We start from the raw sequence: 20,693 nt of genomic DNA on the forward strand, positions 1-20,693 counted from the left end.
ACCCGCTTGCTGATGGAATATCATCCCATCTTTGAATTTCTGCCGGTGGAGGATTTTGAATCAAAGAACAGTTGTCAAAGAGCAAATACAACGATTTATAGAAAATCTTGGTTTGGTTTTTCTCAAAACGAGTCAAGCCGTCGATAATTACCTGAAAATGGCAGCGTAAGTTTTTACGGGTCCATCAAATTTAAATAGTTTTCTTTAAATATTTGTTTTCCTATTTGATTATAATCTTTCCGTATAAAAATTGGTAGAATTACATATTCTTCCCGTTTAATATTTTCGGGGTTCGAAATTTTCCCACAAAATTGTGTATCAACTGTCTGCTTTTCGTCACCTTGGATTTCCTTTTATAGTTATTCGGCCCAAGCAATCAATTTTCCCGGAGTTTCGCAAATTGCATCAATGGCATGGGTATAAGGAGGGCGCCGGCAGCCTTCTTTTGGTCCTCGGCGCCGTAGAAAATATCGCCACCATCGGAATCGCTTATCGGGTCAACGCACGGATGAAGTTAGTTGAGGAAGTCCCTTTCCCGATGGTCTGTCATAGCCTTTTCCATAAGCCGGTTTTCATCATGCGCCTCAAATTTAACGGAATATGTTTTATACTTTTTCTCCGGAAATATTAACTTTTTTACCGTTCCAAACAAGTTTTTTTTTGCGATCACATTACCTTCATTTTTTGGCATTTATTTTGCTTTTTACCTATCGCGAAACCAAAATACAGAGGACTGGATTAGCCGTTTTATTAAAATCTCCAATCCTATGAAAAAGCTCATCTTTCTTAGAAAGAAATGAATTGCCAGAATTTATTTTAAATTACAAGAATTATGGTTCTTAACCAGCATGAAAGGAGAAAAAATGCGTCGAAAAGCAATAATTTTAAAATATAAAAAGCTGGATGGAGAAAAAAATAAAACTATGCTTTTTACCAACTTTAACGATCCAACGGTCAGGTGGATCGGTATGATAAACGCAAAAATTTGCAATGCCACCAATTTCTAGTAAAGGAATACACCATGATTAATGGATTTTCTATTAAACCCGTTTATATGTCCAACGCCATCCACAATGCCAAAACGACGGCAAATCCCGATATTGCAAAGCCCACCGGCCAAAGAGAATCTATACCCAACGCCCCGCCTCCGGTTAATAAAAGCACTATCCCGAGCGGCCCTGCAACGTTTATGACCGACAACAAAATCAATGCTCGTGGAACTTCGGCTTCAGGAAATTGCGCTAATAACGGGAACATTATCGACATTCATATATAGATAAAAAGGGAAGCCATGAAACTACAAGATCTTTGGGATATCTATCAATCTTACACGAAGGAAATGACCAAACAGTTGCGATATTTATCTGTCGCCGGCATTGCCATCTGCTGGGCCTTTAGAGCGCAGGATGCTTTCAACACTTCAGGGCAATTAGACCTTCCGACACTTGTCGCTTTTGCAATGTTAATGTTTATAGTCTTTTTTCTTCTCGACATTACACAATATTTTACTGGTGCATTACTTCACCGTTTTTGGATATTTAAAGTCGAAGAATATAAATACCAGAACAATGAATGCCAGAATGACGAGTGTACGAAACCGCGCTGGCTGGACTATCCGGCGTACACACTTTTTCTATTAAAAACGGCAACGGCACTGATTGCCTTTTCTTTGGTGGCACGCTATTTTTATACGCTACTTTAATTACAATTTACATTTTTAAAATTCGTAATAAAATATATGAGATGTTCCCGGACCGGCAACAGGGGACGACTGTCCGCCTGCTATCTTAAAGATACCTTCCTTGCATTATTTAGTGTCGATCCAAAAATAACGGTTTTTCAATACCCTTACCTCCGGTTCTGTGTAACCGATTTGTGTAAGTCGATACGACGAGCCCCAAAACAAAAAACCCACCGGCATCTTTAGGAAGAAAACCGATGGGTTATTGTTTGTGTGGTGCCGAAGGGGAGACTCGAACTCCCACCAGGGAACCCTGACTAGACCCTGAACCTAGCGCGTCTACCAATTCCGCCACTTCGGCACGTTTCAGCCTGATTTCAAAAAGGTTGATTTCAAACTGAAGATGCACTAACTATAGTTTTTTGTTTTTCGTGTCAAGCTCATTTTTTACGGTTAGCTGAAAGATCATGAAAATAATACAAGACATCGAAACCATAAAAGAACCATTTAAATCCGCCGTAATTACCATCGGCAACTTCGACGGCGTTCACCTCGGCCACCAGGCCCTTTTTCACGAGGTGATCGAAATGGCCGACAGCATGGACGGCACGGCCATTGCCATGACCTTCGAGCCCCACCCCATCCGGGTCATCACGCAAAACGGACACCCCCCCCTGATCACGCTGGTCGAACAGAAAACGGAGCTGATCGGAAAGGCCGGCCTTGACGTGCTGATCTGCGTCCCCTTTACCATGGCGTTCGCCGCCTTGTCGGCGCGAACCTTTGTCGAGGACATCCTGGTCAAACGGATCGGCATGAAGGCCATCATCGTCGGGCAGGATTATACCTTCGGCCACAAACGGGAAGGCAATGTGGCCCTGCTGCAGCAGTATGCCGATGAACTGGGCTTCAAAGTTGTCGTCGCGGACTGGATCCAGCCGCCCAAAGGAAACAACAACCGGATCAGCAGCACGGCCATCCGGAAGCTGGTCATGGACGGCCGGATGAAAAAAGCCGGCAAGATGCTGGGCCGCAACTACCAGATCCGCGGCACCGTGGCCCACGGCCGGGACCGGGGAGGAAAACTGCTGGGCATTCCCACGGCCAACATCAACCTTCACGATGAATTGTGCCCCAAGGTCGGCGTCTATGCCGTGATCGTCCATTACAACGGCAAACGCTACCAGGGGGTGGCCAACATCGGCTACAGTCCCACCTTCGACGACCATATATTTACGGTGGAGGCCCATATCCTCGATTTCAAGGAGGATATTTACGGCCAGAAGATCATGGTCAACTTTGTCGAGCGGTTGAGGGACGAAAAAAAGTTTTCCGGCATCCATGAACTGATCGAACAGATCGACCTGGACATAGCCGATGCCCGCAAGATTCTGGCCCCCCACTTTGCATCCTGATTCCAGCCCACCCGATCGAGCCTGAATACCCGTTCAAGTCCGGCGTGACAAAATGGTGAGTTTTCTTTTCACCGTCGGACCTGCAGTTATCCGGCATCGCCATCTTTTTAATTAGGATTTGATACCCTCGCAGAAGTCTTAATTCTGACGAATTCGTTAAAAAGCCGAGATCACCCGCCAACCACCAGACGGGACAGGAAGGCTTACCAAGACCGAGGAAGGGCTTACTGACGGTACGTCGCAAGGATGAGGGATGACGCGCAACCCAGATATCGGATTTTTTAAGGATCCGTCAGGAGGTCAACCGCGTTGCCCGTCCGACGGCCCTGAAAAAGATTCCGATCATTTGTTTGAAATTCGGCAACAATGCTTTATTATAAGTGGTTGAACAATGACCACAATGAAAGAGGTTGAACCCGTGACGGTGTTAGACATACTTACCTATCCGGACAAGTTCCTGAAAAAGCAGACCGCAGCCGTCGAAAATATCGATGGCGCCCTGCAGACCGTTTTCGACAACATGGCCGCCACCATGTACCAGGCCCCTGGTATTGGCCTGGCTGCGCCCCAGGTGGGCATCGGCCAGAGTTTCGTCATTTACGACATCGCGCCCAGAGAGGAGGGGCACGACCTCCAGGTGCTGGTCAACCCGAAGATCATCACCAGCGAAGGTGAAATCATTTCGGAAAACGAAGGCTGCCTGAGCGTCCCTGAATTCCGGGCGGACGTCAAACGGGCCGAACGCATCCTCGTGGAAGGGGTGGATCGGGACGGCAACCCCCTGAGATTCGAGGCCGACGGGATGCTGGCCATCGTTATTCAGCACGAGCTCGACCACCTCGACGGCACCCTTTTTATTGATCATATCAGCGCCTTGAAGCGGCAGATGTACAAACGTCGGGTAAAAAAGGAGATGAAGCAGCGGTGATCCGGCCATTGAAAATCGTTTTCATGGGCACGCCCGATTTTGCCGTGCCGCCGCTACAGGCCCTGCATGACAGCCCCCATGAGGTGCTGGCGGTGGTCACCCAACCCGACCGCCCCAAAGGCAGGGGCCGCAAGCTGACCCCGCCGCCGGTCAAACAGACGGCCCTGGCCTGCGGCTATCCGGTGCTGCAGCCGGAAACCGTGCGAACGGAGGCGTTTCACCGGCAATTGGCCGAGCTGGCACCGGACCTTTTCGTCGTGGTGGCCTTCGGGCAGATTCTGCCCCAGCGTCTGCTGGACATCCCCCCACAGGGCGCCATCAACGTGCACGCCTCCCTGCTGCCCCGCTACCGCGGCGCGGCCCCCATCCAGTGGGCCATCATCAACGGGGACCGGGAAACCGGCGTGACCACCATGATGATGGACAAGGGCATGGATACCGGTGATATCCTGCTGGTGGAAAAGACCGCCATCGGGCCCGACGACACCGCCGCCGATCTTCACGACCGGCTCAGCGACATGGGCGCACGAACGCTGGTGCGGACCCTGGAAAAACTGCAGGACGGCAGTTTGGAGCGGACCGCACAAGATCACGCCAGGGCGACCCATGCCCCCATGCTGAAAAAAAAGGACGGCGAGATCGACTGGTCCATGCCGGCTGAACGGATCGAGTGCCTGATCCGGGGCATGACCCCCTGGCCGGGGGCCTTCACCTTCAGCGACGGCATGCGCCTGAAAATCTTCAAGGCCTGCGTTCTGGAACGCGATATCAGCGTTCCGCCGGGCACCATCCTCGAATGCTTTCCCGGAGAGCTCCGGGTGGCCACCGGCCATTCGGCACTGGCCGTCCAGGAAATCCAGGGGGCCTCGGGCAAGCGCCTGCCCATCGACGATTTTCTGTGCGGCTGCCGGCTGCCCGACGGGGCCTGCCTGGGCTGATCCTGACCACGACGGTTTACGAGTTTATCCACCTTGCATACAATCATGGCCAAAACCGACCGAGCCCTCACCGATCCCCGGGCCGCAGCCCTTATGGTACTCGACCGGCTGGACCGGCGCCCGTCGCCCCTGGACGCCGCGCTCGACGAAACCGCACCCCTGACGGCGGGCCTCTCCCGCCGTGACCGGGCCCTGTTCAACCAGCTGGTATACGGGACGCTGCGCTGGCGGCTGCGGCTGGATGCCGTGGTTGCCGCCTATGCCGACCGCCCCCTGAAAAAGATTTCCCCGTCGATCCTCAACATCCTGCGGATCGGCCTCTACCAGATCCTGTTCATGGACCGGATCCCGGCATCGGCGGCCGTCAACACGGCGGTCAACCTGGCGCGCAGCGGCAGGGCGGCCAAGGCGGCCGGTTTCGTCAACGCCCTGCTCAGGAATGCCCTGCGGTCACCCGGGCGGTTTGCCCTTCCCGACGCCGGGGCCGCGCCGGTGGATCATGCCGCCATCGCCAAATCGTTTCCCCGCTGGCTGATCCGCCGCTGGATCGACCGGATGGGTCCTGCCGGCACCGACCGTCTGTGTGATGCCATGAACGACATCCCGCCCATCACCCTGCGCTGCAATGCCCTTAAAAACAGCCTGCCGGAACTGGTCGAGGCGCTGGCCGACCAGGCAGAGGGCGTCGCGGCGGTGGACGATGTGCCCGGTGCGCTAAACCTGGTCCGGCCCCGATGCCCCATCCCGGAGATGGCGGCCTTTGTGGACGGCCGGTTTGCGGTCCAGGACGCCGCCGCCCAGCTGGTTTCGCTGCTGCTGGCGCCCAGGCCGGGAGAGACCGTGCTGGACGCCTGTGCCGGACTGGGGGGCAAGACCACCCATCTGGCCCAGCTGATGACCAACCGGGGCGCCATCCTTGCCATGGATCACGCCGATTCCAAGCTGGTCCGCCTTGAGGAAGAGGTCCGGCGGCTGGGCGTGTCAATCGCGGGCACCCGCCACGCCGACCTGAACCGGCCGCTGGATCCCCGGTCGTTTCCCCGCTTCGACCGGGTTCTTCTGGATGCCCCCTGCTCGGGCCTGGGCGTACTGCGCCGCAACCCCGACGCCAAATGGTCATCCCAGAAAAAGGATGTGGCCCGCTTTGCCACCCGGCAGGCGCGGTTTCTCGACCACCTCGCCCCGCTGGTCAGGAAAAGGGGGCTGCTGGTGTATGCCGTCTGCAGTATGGAGCCCGAAGAAAATACAGGCGCGGTCAGGACCTTTTTGAAAAACCATCCAAATTTTGTTATAAGCGATCCCCAAACCATAGAGGAGAAAACCGTGCATCCGTTTCTGGACCAGGACGGATTTCTCAGGACCTTTCCCCATGTCCATCACATGGACGGCTTTTTCGCAGCACGATTCAGACGCATCTACTGACAGGAGAAGACGCCATGCCCGTTTACGATTACCAGGCTCTGGACCCCAAGGGGAAAACCGTCACCGGCATCATCGACGCCGACGGTGCGCAGGCCGCCCGCCATAAAATCCGTGCCCTGGGCAGTTTTCCCGTGCGGGTCAAAGAGGTCACGGGGAGCGAAAGCAGCAAGGAGACCCGCGGCGTCTCCGTCAAGGGCCTGTTCAGCCGGGTCACACCGGCCCAGGTCAGCCTGTGGACCCGCCAGCTGGCGACCCTGACCGGAGCCGGGTTCCCGCTGGTGTCCGCCCTGACCACCCTGGTTTCCCAGGCCAAGACCCAGGGGTTCACCAAGATTGCCGCCCGTATCAAGGACTCCATTGTGGAGGGCAACAGCTTTGCGTCGGCCCTGACCCTCTACCCGTCCGTTTTTTCCCAGATTTACATCAACATGGTACGCGCCGGTGAGACCTCGGGGACCCTGGAAATCGTCCTCCAGCGGCTGGCGGACATCATGGAAAAACAGCAGGAACTCAAATCCCGGATCCAGACCGCCATGGCCTATCCGATCCTCATGACCGTGATCGGCACCCTGGTGCTCTTTTTCCTGATGACCTTCGTGGTCCCCAATATCACCACCATTTTCGAGGACATGAACCAGGCCCTGCCGGCCCCGACCCGGTTTCTGATTGCCGCCAGCGAAATCTTCAAAGACTACTGGTGGCTGATGGTGGTCGCCATGGTCGCCGCCCTGGTGGCGTTGAAGATGTTCAGGAAAACGGAACGCGGGCAGGCCACCACCGACCGGTTGATGCTCCGGGTTCCCATCGTGGGCTCCATGCTGAGAAGAATTGCCGTCGCCCGGTTTTCCCGGACCCTGGCATCGCTGCTTGAAAACGGCGTGACCATGCTGCCGGCCCTGGAAATCGTCAGAAACGTCACCGGCAATGTGGTCATCTCCAGCCTCATCGAAAATGCATCCGGCGACGTCGAACGGGGCCAGGGTCTGGGGCAGTCACTGGCGGCCGACGCGGTCTTTCCCGACCTGGCCGTTCAGATGGTGCAGGTGGGAGAGCAAAGCGGCGAGCTGGAATCCATGCTCTACAAAATTGCCGAGGTTTATGAAAACGAGGTCGAGTCATCGATCATGAGCATGATGGCCATGCTCGAGCCGGTGATGATCCTGGTCATGGCCGTGGTGGTGCTCTTTATCGTGCTTTCCATCTGCCTGCCCATATTTGAAATGAATCAGCTGGTGGGATAGCTAAAAATTCTCTGGTTTCGGGTTGGTGGTTTCGGGCTGGCCGGACGGGTCATGGAGAGCAAACGCAATTCGGCGTCGGCGGTCGACCGCCCCCCGGACCACTGATACGGCAGGCCGATGATTACCATTTGGTAACCATCCCGCCGCTTGATTGTTATTACGCATTGCGCTAATATCCGCTGGTAAACAATGATCGACAGACGGCGCCCCCCGGACGCCACCATGGAGGCATGGAGAGATTATGAAGCGCGCGTTACCGCATGCTGTGCAAAAAGACAGCGGTTTTACCCTGATCGAGCTGATGGTGGTCATTGTTATTCTCGGCATTCTGGCCGGCCTGATCGTTCCCCGCATCATGGGCCGCCCGGAGCAGGCCAAACAGCTCAAGGCCAGGATGCAGATCGAAAGCATTTCAACGGCCCTGAAGCTGTATAAGCTGGACAACGGCATGTACCCCACAACCGAACAGGGGCTGCAGGCGCTGGTGGAGCAGCCCTCTTCCGGAAACGCCCCCACCAAATGGCGCAAAGGCGGATACCTTGAAAAGGGCAAGGTTCCCAAAGATCCCTGGGGCAATGATTTTATCTACCTGAGCCCCGGTATCCATGATGATTTCGACATCATCGCCTACGGCGCCGACGGGGCGGCCGGCGGAGAAGACAAATACGCGGATATCAACAGCTGGGAATCCGAATAGCCCGGGGCCCATCCGCCGCCCGATCGGTTTTCCGGGACGGTTCGTAAAAAAGCCGGGATCTCCCGCGAAACACCAGACGGCACAGGAAGGCGTGCGATTCCCGAAAATACCGCTGTCGCGGGCACCGCAGCCAGCGCACGCAGGTTACGCCGTAGTGACGGGGAATGAAGCCCGACGCAGATATCGGCTCTCATACGAACCCGTCAATCTTGCCGCCGATACCCGATTCAGGATCACCCGACGCGCCCATGACCGACCCCACATGCCAAGACAGGACATCGAGCCCGCCCGCCGTTCACCCGCAGGCATCCGCAGACGACCCGTCGAAAATTAAGTGTCCGGGAGACCGGGCCTTCACCCTGGTGGAAATGATCGTCGTGACCGCCCTGATCAGCATCATGCTGGTGGTGGCCATCCCCCGCCTGGATGGCGGCCTTTTTTCCGACGGCGGCGACGAAACCGCCCGCTGGATCATCGCCAATGTCCGCCGCCTCAAGGAAACGGCCATCGTGGATCAGAAAGTCTACCAGCTCAACGTGTCGCCCGATGTCCGACGGCTCTGGGTCACCGAAGCCGGCATGCCCGATGATGACGCCGAGGCCGCCCGCGAGGACGGCTACCTGCTGCCCCGCGGGGTGACCATCGACCACGTCGCCTTTTCACAGACCGAACGGTTTACCAGCGGCACCATCCCCATCGGCTTTTATCCAAGGGGCTTCAGCGACAAAGCCGTCATCCGCATCAGAACCGGCGACGGGGACCGGCTGGCCTTTTTCATCGAACCGTTCCTGCCCGGCGCCCGCATGGTCATGGGCAGCGAGGGGTGGTAACCATGGCCCCGGCCCGCCATCGACGTCGTCGTTTCGGTGTATCCGGCAACCAGCGACCGGACAGGGGGTTCACCCTCATGGAAGTCATGGTGGCCCTGGCGGTGGTGGCCATCGCGCTGACCGCGGTTTATCGCATGCACAGCCAGACCCTGTTCATGGATGCCAGGGGCCGTTTCGACACGGTGGCGGCCATGCTGGCCCGCCAGCAGCTGGCCGTCGTGGACACATCAGACATCAACGACCTTACCAGTGACAGCGGCGATTTCGGCAGCGACCATCCCGGTTACACCTGGCGGATGGAAACCGAGGAGGTGCTGTCCGACCTGCTGGTCGAGGATGGGCCGACACTCAAACGGATCACCATTACCGTCAGCTTCAACCAGGGGGAGTCCAATTTCGGCCTGACCACCTACAGGCACCTGTATGAATAGCCGACAGCCGCATACACCGACGGTGCCGGGTTCCGCCAGCGGGTTCACCCTGATGGAAATCCTGGTGGCCATCTTTATCTTCGCCCTGCTGATCACGACGATATTCGGGTCTTTCAGGGCTGTTTTTTCCAGCGCCGATGCCGTCGGCGGAGACGTGGCCGTCTTTGCCTCGGCCCGGACCTGCCTGGGACGCATGGCCACTGACCTGTCGGGCCTGTATATCTCTGACTACCCGCGCTACGCCAAACCTGAGTTCAACGAACCGGAAGATCCCTATCGATTCGTGGGGGATGTCTCCGACCTGGCCGGCAGCAGTTTCGGCCTCCTGCAGTTCGCCTCCCTGGCCCACCTGCCGATCAACCGGGACTATCGCCAGGGCGTCGGCCGGATCGTTTACTATGTGGTCCAGCAGCCCGACGAGTCACTGGTGCTGAGGCGCGCGGACCACCTGTACCCGTTTCCCGAATTCGAACCCAGCGAGGACGATCCCATCCTGTGCGACCGCCTGCTGGCCCTGGAATTCGAATACATGGATGCCGACGGCGAATCCAGCGACCGCTGGGATTCGGAATCGGCCGACACCGAATACGCCACGCCACGGTCCGTCGCCGTTCGCCTGACCGTGGGCCAGCCGTCCAGGCCGACGACCTTTTCCACACGGATACCCCTTCATGTCTATCGAAAAGCAGCCGAATAGCCCGGCCGGGCATCGCCTCTGGGGCAACCGCCGGGGGGTGGCCATCCTGGTAGCCATCGCCGTGGTGGCCGTGCTGCTCACCGCCGGCCTGGAATTGAATCGACGGATCCGCGGCGCCGTGACCCAGGCCGTGCATGCCAGCGACCGGGTGGTGCTGTCCGAAATGGCCGTGTCCGGGGTTCATGCCGCCATGGTCATGTTGATCAACGACCGCCGGGAAAACGACACCGACACCCTTCAGGAGGACTGGGCCAACCCGGAGAAAGTGGCCGAAATGGTTGCCCTGATCCCTTTTGACGACGGCAGCGTCGACGTCAGCATCAGCGATGAGCGGGGCAAGATCCAGGTGAACGCCCTGGTGAAGTTTCCCGAGGGCCAGCAGTTTTCCGCCAGCCAGCGATTCCTCTGGGAACGACTGCTCGACCAGGTGTTCTCCCTGTTCGAAGAGGTGCCGGACAGCGACCCCAACATGATCATCAATTCGCTGAAAGACTGGCTGGACGACGGTGACGACGAGGCCATTACCGGTTTGAGCGGCGCGGAATCGGATTATTACGAAGGACTGGAACCGCCGTACGGCTGCAAAAACGGCCCCTTCGATCACCTGGGGGAAGTCGCCCTGGTTCAGGGGGTGACGCCGGAACTCTTCTCCGGTGCCGGCGGTGCCGCCGGCCTTTCATCCCTGCTGAGCGTCCACGGTGTGTCCGCAGCCGGGGACAACCGGTTCACCTTCGACGGCAAAATCAACATCTCGACCGCCGACGTGGCCGTGCTTGCCGCCCTGCTGCCGGCCGACAATTCGGATCTGGCTGAAGCCCTGGCCGACTACCGGGTGGCCAAAGCGGATGAGACCTATACCAACCCGATCAACAGTGCCGGGTGGTATAAAAATGTCCCCGGCGTCGGAGACGTCACCATCAAGGAAGACCTGATCACCGTGTCCAGCGATCTGTTCCGGATTGTATCCACCGCCACGCGCAACCGGCAAAGCACCACCATGGATGTGGTGGTCCGGCGGGAAAAAGAGGAAAACACCGGCAGATGGATCTGTAAAACCTTGATTTGGCAGGTAGATTAAGTTATATAGGCAAACATGAGTCGCAGAGTCCTCGGTCTTGAAATCAGAGAAGAAGCCATTGCCGCCGTGCTGATCGACAGCGGGTTTAAAGGCAGCGTACTGGAGACGCAGGGCTATTTTCCCATCCCGGCGGAAAAAACAGGGGACGAAGGGATCAAAGAGGCCCTCGAATCCCTGGTGAAGACGTTTAAACCGGCCGGTTGCGCCTGCGTGCTGGGCATCCCCTCAACCGTCGTTTCCTTCAGGAATCTTTCCGTTCCCTTTCACGACGTCAAGAAGATCCGGCAGATTCTCCCCTTCGAACTGGAGCCGTCGCTGCCGATTCCCGTAGACGAGCTGATCTTTGATTTCGAGGCCGTGAAAAACGACGGGCAGCAGGACCTGTTGACCTTCGCCGTTCCCAAGAACGATATCAGGCGCTATCTCGACTGTCTCGAAGCGGTCGAATTGAGGCCCGTGGCCATCATGCCCGGCGCCTATGCCGCGGCCCGCTTCATCTCGACGATGACGGACGACAACGACGATGTTCTCTTTGTCGACACCGGAGAGGGCAGCCACACCGTCTATGCGGTCTGTTCGGGCGTCGTTCGCATGGTTCGCACGCTGCCGGTGGCCGGCAGCGGCAACCCGGTCCTCCGGAACCTGGAGACCACCGTGGGGCGGACGTTCACCGCCCTGAAAGAGAGCATGGGTATCACGGTCACCCCCACCGCGGTGTTTTCCACGGGCCCACAGGCCCAGCTGCTCGCCGACGAAAACGAGGCGGCCACATTGCTGGGCGTACCGGTCAACCCCATCGACGGCATGCGCACCTTCCCCCGGCTGAAGGGATCATTGGATACACCGGAATGGCAATCCGGACGGATGGACATCGCCCTGGCGCTGGCCCTGATGGAAACCGAGGCCATCGGCGGGGTCAACTTCTCCACCGAGCGCTCGACGATCCAGCACTTCTGGAGTGAATTCCGCGGGCAGATCATCCTGACATCCGTATTTATCGCAATCGCCCTGGTGACGCTGCTGGCCGGGCAGATCCTGTCGGCCAATGCCAAAAAAAACCAGCTGGCGGAGCTGGACAGGCAGATCGAAACGGTTTTCAAAAGCACCTTTCCAGCGGTAACCCGCGTCGTGAACCCCCTCCAGCAGATGCAGATCAAAATCAAGGAAGCCGGCGACGGCGCCATCGGCCCCGAACTCCCCGGCGCCCGTGTGCGGGTGATCGACATACTGGACGCCCTGAGCCGGCAGATCCCTGCATCGACCGACGTGAATGTCATCCGCATGGTCGTGGGCACCGACAATGTGGTGCTGTCCGGCAATACGGACACCTTCAACACCGTGGACGACATCAAGGGCCGCCTGGACAGCGACGACATTTTTACCAACGTGACCATCAGTTCGGCCGACCTCGAAAAATCGGGAAAACGGGTCAGATTCAAACTGAAGCTGGATTTTTAGGGCGCCATGGCGATCAAACTCAACAAACGGGAAAAAATCAGCGTTGCGGCTGCCGCAGCGGCCATCGTCATCTTTGTCGTGCTGCAGTTCCTGGTGTTCCCCCTGTTCGAAAACAACGCCAGGCTGTCACAAACGATTGCCACCCGGCAGCAGGAGTTGGAACAGATCCGGCTCCTGCAGGCAGAGTATCGCCAGACGGCCCAGAAGGCCGACCAGGCCAAACGGCACCTGAGAACACGCAAACGCGGGTTCACCCTATTTTCTTTTCTGGAAGCCCTGGCCGGGAAAACAGGCGTCAAAAGCCGGATTTCATACATGAAGCCCAGCACCACCGCCCAGAAGGACAGCCCCTACCGGCTCTCCATGGTGGAGATGAAGCTCAGCGAAATCACCATGCCGCAGCTTCTGGCGTACCTGCACGGCATTGAGACATCCCGTGACATGATCGCCATCAAGCGGCTGTCCATTTCCAAGGGTGAGAAGCAGGCCGATTTGATCAATACGGTATTTCAAGTTCAGACATTGGAGAAATAGCGGTCGCCATGGTTTCTGTTAAAACCATTTTTGCCTATCTGTTTTACCTGCTGGCGGCCGTCGCCCTGTTTCTGTACCTGCTGTTTCCCGACCAGGCGGTGAAAGCCTATATGAACGCCCGACTGGCCGCCATCGACCCCATGCTGGGCATGACGGCCCAAAGCATAAGGCCGACCCTGCCGCCGGGCCTCAAAATGAGCGGGGTCGATCTGAACCGCGACAGCGCGCGCCTGGTCCGGATTACCGATGCCCGGATGACGCCCGACCTGCTGACCCTGTTCAAGGACAAAATACAGTCGCGGTTTCAGGCAAACCTGGCTGACGGGACCCTTCAGGGCCGGGCATCCATGACGGGTGCCGGTCCCACCGAACGGCTTCAGATCGAAGCGGACCTGTCCCGGATCCGAATCGAGCAGATCGATGCCGTCAATATAAACGACCGGTTCTCCCTCTCCGGCATCCTCGATGGGCGTGTGGCCCACACGGGCGGCCGTTCACCGGCGGGTGCAACCAGCGGACTGCTGACCGTTTCGGGTCTGCGCATCGCCCTGAAAACCGCTTTTTTCGGCATCAACGAACTCGTGATGGATGGCACGGATCTGGATTTTTCTTCCAATGGCCGCAGCCTCCGGATCAAGGCCCTGACGTTCAACGGCCCCATGGTCGAAGGTAAAATTACCGGAACCATTGCCCTGAGGCATCCCCTCGGACAAAGCCGACTGAACCTGTCCGGAAACGCCAAACCCCGGCCGGAGCTTGTCGCCCGGCTCCAGGAGACACTCCCCGAGGGGATCGTCAACAGCCGCACACTGGGATCACGGGGAATGAACTTCAGGGTCAGCGGTTCCATCAATAAACCCGATGTGTCCATGAGATAGGCGATGATACCCAAAGCCATATTCATTTTCGTCAATCTGGTCTGTATCGCCGCATCCGCATACGTTGCCGTGGACGGATTTTACGGCACCGTCACCGCACGGCTGGCCGTCAAGCCCGTGTCGGCGAAGCAGGATGTCTACCGGGTCGGCGAAACCGATATGGCGACGCGGCCCTTGTCCGCATACAAAGCCGTGCTGGACCGGAACCTGTTCAACACCCGTTCCGCCAGCGCCCCTTCGACCGGGAAAGTGGACGTCGCGTCCCTGGAAGAGACCAAACTGAACCTCAAGCTGTGGGGGACGGTTTCCGGCGCCGACGGCGGCGACTATGCCGTTATCGAAGATGTCAAGGCACGCGAACAGAACCTGTACCGCACCGGCGACGCCATCCAGACCGCCACGGTCAAGGAGATATTCAGGGAAAAAGTCGTCCTGACCGTCAACGGGAAGGATGAGATTCTGCAGATGCAGGAGCTGACATCCGGGAAATCCATATCCCGCCCGGGTGGCCTTCCCGCACGTGCAGGGACGGCCTCATCCAGCAAGGTCCGCGCCCAGCGGATCTCCTTGAGGCGGTCGTACATCGAGCAGTCCATGACGGACATGGCGACGCTGATGACCCAGGTTCAGATCTCGCCCCACATGGAAAACGGCGTGCCAGCCGGCCTGGCCCTTTCCAGCATCAAGCCCAATTCCATCTTCCGGCGAATGGGTTTGAGAAACGGGGACATCATCACCGGCGTGGACGGCGCTGAAATCTCATCGGTGGACGACGCCTTGAAACTGGTCGACAATCTCAAATCTTCATCGAACCTCTCCGTGCAGTTGAAGCGCAGGGGGCGGGAAAAGAACATCGAATACAGAATCAGATAGCCGGTCGGGCGGCCCCCGGGCCCGCTGCCGGAGGAGACATGAAAAACATGGCCATTGAGCACACGACGAACGTGAACGGAAAGCGTACGGCCTGCACCCTGTTCCTGGTGCTGGCCCTGTTGTGCCTGCCTTTCGGCGCACCGGCCCAGGACCAGCCGGCCGGCGCAGCCGCCGGGTCGAACGGATCGCAGCGCTTTGTCTCCATTGATTTCAACAATGTGGACATCAGCGTGTTCATCAAGTTCATCAGCGAACTGACCGGTAAAAATTTCGTCATCGACCAGCGGGTCAAGGGCAAGGTCACCATCATCTCGCCGTCAAAAATTTCCGTCGAAGAGGCCTACAAGGTGTTCGAATCGGTCCTCGACGTTCACGGTTTCGCCACCGTGGAGACGGGCAGGCTGATCAAAATCATCCCCTCGCCGGACGCCCGCACCAAAAATATCGAAACCCGCACCCGGGCCAAGGGCGATCCGCAAAACGACCAGGTCGTCACCCAGCTGATGCCCCTGCGGTTTGCCGACCCGGACGAAGTCAAACGGCTGTTCACCCCCATGGTCTCCAAGAGCAGCGTGATCCTCTCGTACGCCCCCACCAACACCCTGATCATCACCGACAACTACTCCAATATCGCCCGCTTGATGAAAATCCTGAAAACCATCGACATTCCCGGCGTTGGCCGCGAAATCACCGTCTTTCCCATCCACAACGCCGATGCGTCCAAACTGGTGTCCCTGCTGGAGACGGTGTTCAAAACCACCGGCAGGTCGGCCCCGACCAAGAAAGGGGTCGCCGCGCCGGATCGCGGCGCCGCCTTCGTGGCCGACGAACGCACCAACAGCATCATCATGGTGGCCAGCGAAGATTACACCAACCGGATCCGCAGCCTGATCGACACCCTTGACCAGGAAACGCCCAAGGGCAAGGAGAAGATTCACGTCTACTACCTGGAATATGCGGCGGCGGAGGAAATTGTCGCGGTCCTCAAGGACCTGCCCAAAGAGGAAAAGACCAAGGCCGCCGGCGCCAAGGAAGCGCCGGTGGTCTCCGACAAGGTCACCATTACGGCGGACAAGGCCACCAACAGCCTGATCATCACCGCCGACCGTGACGACTACGCCACCCTGGTGGAAATCATCCGCCAGATCGACATTCCCCGGTCCATGGTTTACATCGAAGCCCTGATCATGGAGGTCAATGCCGACAAAAGCTTCGACCTGGGAACAGAATGGGTGGTGGGCGACGATGTCTCCCTGAACCAGGACCGCCGGGGAATTGTCGGCGGTGGCTTTACCACGGAGGATTCCAACCTGCAATTCGGCAGTGACGGCAGTCTGATTCCCGCATTAGCATCCGGTTTCTCTTTGGGCCTGTTCGGCGAAGCAGTAAAAATTGGAGACATCTCCTTTCCCAGCATCGCCGCCATCGTGCAGGCCTACAAAAAAGACCGGGATGTCAACATCCTCTCCACGCCCCAGCTGCTGACCACCGACAACCAGGAGGCCAGCATCACGGTGGGCAAGAACATCCCCTTCCAGACGACCACATCGACCACCAACAACGATACCTACAACTCCTTCGAATACCGGGACGTGGGCAAAACCCTTAAAATCACGCCCCAGATCAACAAGGACCGCATGGTGCGCCTGAATCTCTCCCTGGAAGTCTCCGCCCTGGAAAGCACGACGGAGTTCAGGCCCACGACCCTCAAACGCACCGTGGAAACCACGGTGATGGTCAAGGACAGCAGCACGGTGGTCATCGGCGGGCTCATCGACGACAACTTCTCCCAGACGGAGTACAAGGTCCCCTGCCTGGGAGACATCCCCGGGCTGGGCTGGCTCTTCAAGACACGGTCCAAGGGCAACGAGAAGTCCAACCTGTTCATCTTCATCACCCCCAAGGTGATCCAGAATCCCGCGGAGGCATCAACCATCCTCGAGTCCAAGAAAACCAAAATGGACCAGATGCGCGAGATGCAGATCAAGCTCTACCAGGGCGGAGAAGACCCAGCGGTCGTGCCGCCGGTTGAATCGGGCCCGGCAGCCGATCCCGCATCGAACGCCCCCACGGGTGAAACGGAGCCAGGCGGAACCGGAAGCGGTGACGGCGTCACGCAGATCCCGCCCGCCGCCATCGAATCGGCCGGCAGCCGGACGGACGGCGCCTACCTGGTGCAGGTGCAGTCTTTTGCCGACGAAAGATCTGCCATCCGGTCGGTGACGCGCCTGAAGCAGATGGGCCACCAGGCCCACATTGCAGAAACGGATGTGGACGGCAAGATCTGGTACCGGGTGCAGATCGGCCATTATCCCGACCGCGCCACGGCCCAGACGGCCCGGGACACCTTGTCCGGACAGGGCATGACGGACACGCTAATCATCAAAAACGGCCAATGAACCAATCTCTGGAAGACATATTAAAGGGCAGATACGGCGTCTCCGACGACGATTATGCGGACGCGACCCGGCTTCGCGGTGAAAAGGGGGGCAGCGTTGCCGACGTGCTGCTGCGCCGGAAAGTGATCACGGAGACCCAACTGCTGGACGCCTTGAGCGAGCAGTATGAAATCCCCTTCTGGCCCGATCTGCCCCTGGAAAGCTTCGGGGAGGACCGCACCCGCAGCGCCCCCATCGGCTTTCTCAAGCGCCATGCCATGGTGCCCCTGGTGCTGAAGAATATCCCGGCGACCGGGGACAGCAGTCTGCCGGAGGAGATGGTCAATATTATCGCCGTCAACGATCCCTCGGCATTTCAGCCCCTGGACGACCTGGCACGGATGATCGGGTTTTCGGCCTACAATCTGGTGCTCTCCACCAAAAGCGCCATTTTTGCCGCCATCAACCTGCTCTTCGATATGAGTCAGGGCACCGCCGAGCAGCTGGTCCAGCACATGGAGGAGGACGGCAGCACGATCATCAGCGAGATCGAGGACACGGCCGATCTGCTCGAGGACACCAGTGACGCCCCCATCATCAAGCTGGTCAACCACATCATCTCCCAATCGATCAAAGCCCGTGCCAGCGATATCCACATCGAGCCCTACCAGGACAGTTTCAAGGTGCGCTACCGGGTGGACGGGATCCTCTACGACCTGCTGACCCCGCCCAAATGGATCCAGCCGTCGCTGATCTCACGAATCAAAGTCATGGCCAAACTCAATATCGCCGAAAAGCGGCTGCCCCAGGACGGCCGCCTGGAGGTCAAGATCGGCAGCCAGAATGTGGATGTGCGCGTCTCCACATTGCCCACGACCTTCGGCGAACGGGTGGTCATGCGGTTGCTGAACAAGTCGGAAGAGGTCCTGAACCTCCAGGAACTCGGACTGGACGACCAGGATCATCGACTGTTCAACCGGCTGGTGACCCAGCCCAACGGCATCATCCTGGTCACCGGTCCCACGGGAAGCGGCAAGACCACCACCCTTTACTCCGTGCTGGCCAGCATCATCAAACCGGACATCAACATCATCACCATCGAAGATCCGGTGGAATACCAGCTCAAGGGCATCAGCCAGATCCAGGTGAATCCGAAAATCGACCTCACCTTTGCCCGCGGCCTGCGATCCATCGTCCGCCAGGACCCGGACGTGATCCTCATCGGCGAGATCCGGGACAAGGAAACCGCCACCATTGCGGTCCAGTCGGCCCTGACCGGCCATCTGGTGTTCTCCACGCTGCACACCAACGATTCGGCCGGCGCCATTACCCGACTGGTGGATATCGGTGTCGAGCCGTTTCTGATCTCCTCCTCCGTGGTGGCGGTCATCGCCCAGCGGCTGGTGCGGGTGCTCTGTGATCACTGCAAGGAGGCCACCACCCCGGGGGCCATTCTGGAGAGCATCGGCATTCCCCGTGAGCAGTTGGAAAACCATACCATCTACCGGGCCAACGGCTGCGAAAAATGCTTCAACACCGGCTACCGGGGCCGGGTTGGCATATTCGAAATCATGCACATGGACGATGGATTGAAAAATCTGATCCTGAAGACCTACGATGCCTCGCAGATCAAACAATATGCCCTTCAGAACCGCATGAGAACCCTGCGCCAGAGCGGCATCGACAAGGTGCTGGCCGGTACGACCACCATCGAGGAGGTCCTGCGGGTCACCCAGCAATAGGGGGTGAAGGTGGAAGGTGGAAGGTGGAAGGTGGAAAACAATTAACATCCCACCGCGAATGGCCAGCGACGAATCTGGAAATTTTTAATTTATCTAAAACATACGCCTTATGAAATACTTCTGCCTGACATTCATTATATTCTTGACAGTCGGCACCGCCCTTGCCGGGCCGCCGGCATCGCCCCCGCCGGTCAGGGAAGAAACCATCCCGGTAATGGCCGCGCCCGTCCGTTTTTTTCAGAAATACCTTTCCGGAGCGGACGGCCATCGCTGCCCCATGACCCCGTCGTGCTCCAGCTATGCCCTGCAGGCCATGCAGCGCCACGGTGCCATCAAAGGATGGATCATGGCCTGCGACCGGCTGATGCGTTGCGGCCATGACGAACTGAGGCTAAGTCCGCCAACACTGACCCGCCACGGCGTTCGCTGCCAGGACCCGGTTCAGAACAACGACTTCTGGCTGCACTGACATCCGATGGGATGCCCCATGGTATTTCAACCGCCCCTCCGCTTCCTGATGGTGGTCACTGCTGCCGCCCTGGTGCTGTGTGCCGCCGCCGGTCAGGGTGAGGCACAGTTGACCATCGATGCGGACAGCCAATACGACTATGCCCAATCCCGCCTCGACGCCGACGCCTATGATGAGGCCGTCGTCGAATTCAACCGGTTTGTCCATTTTTTCCCTTCCGATCCCAGGGTCCCCCGGGCCCGCTTCCAGACGGCAATGGCCCACTTCGGCGCCGGCCGCTACCAGGCGGCCGCCACCCTTTTCAACATGCTGATCGCCGACTATGCGGATTCCCACCCGGACAACGAGGCCTACTTCATGCTCAGCCGCTGTCATGCGCGCCAGGGCATGGTCGAACAGGCCATGGTGGACCTGCACAACCTCATGGCCCTGTCCGGTCGACCGGACGTGATCGACCGGGCGCGCTACGAACTGGGATGGCTGCATGTGGACCAGGGCCGCTGGAAGGATGCCGGCCAGGTCTTTGAACGAATCACCCCCGGCAACCGGGACCGCTTCCAGGTGGCCGGGTTGACCCGGGACCTGGCCCTGAGCGACGCGATCCCGGTGAAAAACCCCACAACCGCCGGCGTGCTCTCGATCATCCCCGGCGGCGGGCAATTGTACTGCAACCGATACCAGGATGCCCTGACCGCCTTCCTGATCAACGCCGGCCTGATCTGGGCGGCCTGGGAGGCTTTTGACGACGAGCAATACGCCCTTGGCAGCGTGATCAGTTTCGTGGAGTTCGGCTTTTATACCGGCAACATATACGGGGCCGTCTCCAGCGCGCACAAGTACAATCGAGACCGGATCGCCGAATTTCGTGAGCGCCTGAGCCGCCGCCAGGTCTCCTTTTCCCTGGCACCGGCACCCGACGGTGCCGCCGCGTGCCTGACCGTCGACTTTTAATCCCATGCCCGCACCCGATTCATCCTCGAAAGACCTGACCCAAAAAATACTG

General features: G+C 58.2%; 21 protein-coding genes and 1 tRNA gene. 21 read left to right on the forward strand and 1 reads right to left on the reverse strand.

Annotation, left to right across the window (positions count from 1 at the left end; genetic code table 11):
- Positions 1 to 863: 863 nt before the first annotated feature.
- Genes DSCA_RS06715 through DSCA_RS06725 form a run of 3 tightly spaced genes read left to right on the forward strand, consistent with a single transcriptional unit; the run spans position 864 to position 1,702 of the window.
- A complete protein-coding gene (locus tag DSCA_RS06715) occupies positions 864 to 1,007 on the forward strand; it encodes a hypothetical protein (protein ID WP_155315694.1) in 144 nt (47 codons plus the stop codon).
- A gap of 14 nt (positions 1,008 to 1,021) precedes the next feature.
- Positions 1,022 to 1,276 carry a hypothetical protein gene (locus DSCA_RS06720; protein ID WP_155315695.1) on the forward strand — a complete coding sequence of 85 codons (255 nt, stop codon included), beginning with the start codon at positions 1,022 to 1,024 and terminating at the stop codon, positions 1,274 to 1,276.
- A gap of 15 nt (positions 1,277 to 1,291) precedes the next feature.
- The gene (locus DSCA_RS06725; RefSeq protein WP_155315696.1) at positions 1,292 to 1,702 is read left to right on the forward strand and encodes a hypothetical protein; all 411 of its coding nucleotides are present in this window, start codon (positions 1,292 to 1,294) and stop codon (positions 1,700 to 1,702) included.
- Between the two features lie 253 nt (positions 1,703 to 1,955).
- Here DSCA_RS06725 and DSCA_RS06730 read toward each other — a convergent pair.
- Positions 1,956 to 2,042, reverse strand: a tRNA-Leu gene (locus tag DSCA_RS06730).
- 106 nt (positions 2,043 to 2,148) lie between these two features.
- On the opposite strand from DSCA_RS06730, the gene DSCA_RS06735 reads away from it, so the two are divergent.
- The 18 genes from DSCA_RS06735 to DSCA_RS06820 all read left to right on the forward strand — a co-directional run bounded on the left by DSCA_RS06735 (position 2,149) and on the right by DSCA_RS06820 (position 20,641).
- Positions 2,149 to 3,096, forward strand: a complete 948-nt coding sequence (locus DSCA_RS06735; protein WP_155315697.1) for a bifunctional riboflavin kinase/FAD synthetase — start codon at positions 2,149 to 2,151, stop codon at positions 3,094 to 3,096.
- Positions 3,097 to 3,487: 391 nt separating this feature from the next.
- Positions 3,488 to 4,024, forward strand: a complete 537-nt coding sequence (def, locus tag DSCA_RS06740) for a peptide deformylase (RefSeq protein ID WP_231716402.1) — start codon at positions 3,488 to 3,490, stop codon at positions 4,022 to 4,024.
- Positions 4,021 to 4,962 carry a methionyl-tRNA formyltransferase gene (fmt, locus tag DSCA_RS06745; RefSeq protein ID WP_231716403.1) on the forward strand — a complete coding sequence of 314 codons (942 nt, stop codon included), beginning with the start codon at positions 4,021 to 4,023 and terminating at the stop codon, positions 4,960 to 4,962. The genes def and fmt overlap by 4 nt, the downstream gene beginning before the upstream one ends.
- Positions 4,963 to 5,007: 45 nt before the next feature.
- Entirely contained in the window at positions 5,008 to 6,384 is a 1,377-nt protein-coding gene (rsmB, locus tag DSCA_RS06750; protein ID WP_155315698.1) for a 16S rRNA (cytosine(967)-C(5))-methyltransferase RsmB, read from the forward strand.
- Positions 6,385 to 6,398: 14 nt separating this feature from the next.
- Positions 6,399 to 7,625: a type II secretion system inner membrane protein GspF gene (gene gspF / locus DSCA_RS06755; protein WP_155315699.1), complete on the forward strand. Its 1,227-nt coding sequence runs from the start codon at positions 6,399 to 6,401 to the stop codon at positions 7,623 to 7,625.
- A gap of 241 nt (positions 7,626 to 7,866) precedes the next feature.
- On the forward strand, positions 7,867 to 8,322 hold the full coding sequence (gspG, locus tag DSCA_RS06760) for a type II secretion system major pseudopilin GspG (protein WP_155315700.1): 456 nt from the start codon (positions 7,867 to 7,869) through the stop codon (positions 8,320 to 8,322).
- Between the two features lie 248 nt (positions 8,323 to 8,570).
- Positions 8,571 to 9,152, forward strand: coding sequence for a pilus assembly FimT family protein (locus tag DSCA_RS06765; protein ID WP_167527640.1), 582 nt, complete (start codon positions 8,571 to 8,573; stop codon positions 9,150 to 9,152).
- Positions 9,153 to 9,154: 2 nt separating this feature from the next.
- Positions 9,155 to 9,583, forward strand: coding sequence for a prepilin-type N-terminal cleavage/methylation domain-containing protein (locus DSCA_RS06770; RefSeq protein ID WP_155315702.1), 429 nt, complete (start codon positions 9,155 to 9,157; stop codon positions 9,581 to 9,583).
- A complete protein-coding gene (locus DSCA_RS06775) occupies positions 9,576 to 10,280 on the forward strand; it encodes a PulJ/GspJ family protein (RefSeq protein WP_155315703.1) in 705 nt (234 codons plus the stop codon). Before DSCA_RS06770 ends, DSCA_RS06775 begins: the two co-directional genes overlap by 8 nt.
- Positions 10,255 to 11,358 (forward strand): type II secretion system minor pseudopilin, encoded by a 1,104-nt coding sequence (locus DSCA_RS06780; RefSeq protein WP_155315704.1) that lies wholly within the window; start codon positions 10,255 to 10,257, stop codon positions 11,356 to 11,358. The genes DSCA_RS06775 and DSCA_RS06780 overlap by 26 nt, the downstream gene beginning before the upstream one ends.
- A gap of 15 nt (positions 11,359 to 11,373) precedes the next feature.
- A complete protein-coding gene (gene gspL / locus DSCA_RS06785; RefSeq protein WP_155315705.1) occupies positions 11,374 to 12,816 on the forward strand; it encodes a type II secretion system protein GspL in 1,443 nt (480 codons plus the stop codon).
- A 6-nt stretch (positions 12,817 to 12,822) separates the two neighbouring features.
- On the forward strand, positions 12,823 to 13,350 hold the full coding sequence (locus DSCA_RS06790) for a type II secretion system protein M (RefSeq protein ID WP_155315706.1): 528 nt from the start codon (positions 12,823 to 12,825) through the stop codon (positions 13,348 to 13,350).
- Between the two features lie 8 nt (positions 13,351 to 13,358).
- Positions 13,359 to 14,228, forward strand: a complete 870-nt coding sequence (gene gspN, locus DSCA_RS06795; protein ID WP_155315707.1) for a type II secretion system protein GspN — start codon at positions 13,359 to 13,361, stop codon at positions 14,226 to 14,228.
- Positions 14,229 to 14,231: 3 nt separating this feature from the next.
- On the forward strand, positions 14,232 to 15,101 hold the full coding sequence (gene gspC / locus DSCA_RS06800) for a type II secretion system protein GspC (RefSeq protein WP_155315708.1): 870 nt from the start codon (positions 14,232 to 14,234) through the stop codon (positions 15,099 to 15,101).
- A gap of 38 nt (positions 15,102 to 15,139) precedes the next feature.
- Positions 15,140 to 17,500, forward strand: coding sequence for a type II secretion system secretin GspD (gspD, locus tag DSCA_RS06805; protein ID WP_167527641.1), 2,361 nt, complete (start codon positions 15,140 to 15,142; stop codon positions 17,498 to 17,500).
- Positions 17,497 to 19,221 carry a type II secretion system ATPase GspE gene (gene gspE / locus DSCA_RS06810; RefSeq protein WP_155315709.1) on the forward strand — a complete coding sequence of 575 codons (1,725 nt, stop codon included), beginning with the start codon at positions 17,497 to 17,499 and terminating at the stop codon, positions 19,219 to 19,221. The genes gspD and gspE overlap by 4 nt, the downstream gene beginning before the upstream one ends.
- Before the next feature lie 142 nt (positions 19,222 to 19,363).
- Positions 19,364 to 19,690, forward strand: a complete 327-nt coding sequence (yidD, locus tag DSCA_RS06815; protein ID WP_231716404.1) for a membrane protein insertion efficiency factor YidD — start codon at positions 19,364 to 19,366, stop codon at positions 19,688 to 19,690.
- Positions 19,691 to 19,708: 18 nt separating this feature from the next.
- Positions 19,709 to 20,641, forward strand: coding sequence for a tetratricopeptide repeat protein (locus tag DSCA_RS06820; RefSeq protein ID WP_167527642.1), 933 nt, complete (start codon positions 19,709 to 19,711; stop codon positions 20,639 to 20,641).
- The last annotated feature ends 52 nt before the right edge of the window (positions 20,642 to 20,693 follow it).

This window comes from Desulfosarcina alkanivorans, from assembly GCF_009688945.1.
Taxonomy (GTDB): Bacteria; Desulfobacterota; Desulfobacteria; order Desulfobacterales; family Desulfosarcinaceae; genus Desulfosarcina; species Desulfosarcina alkanivorans.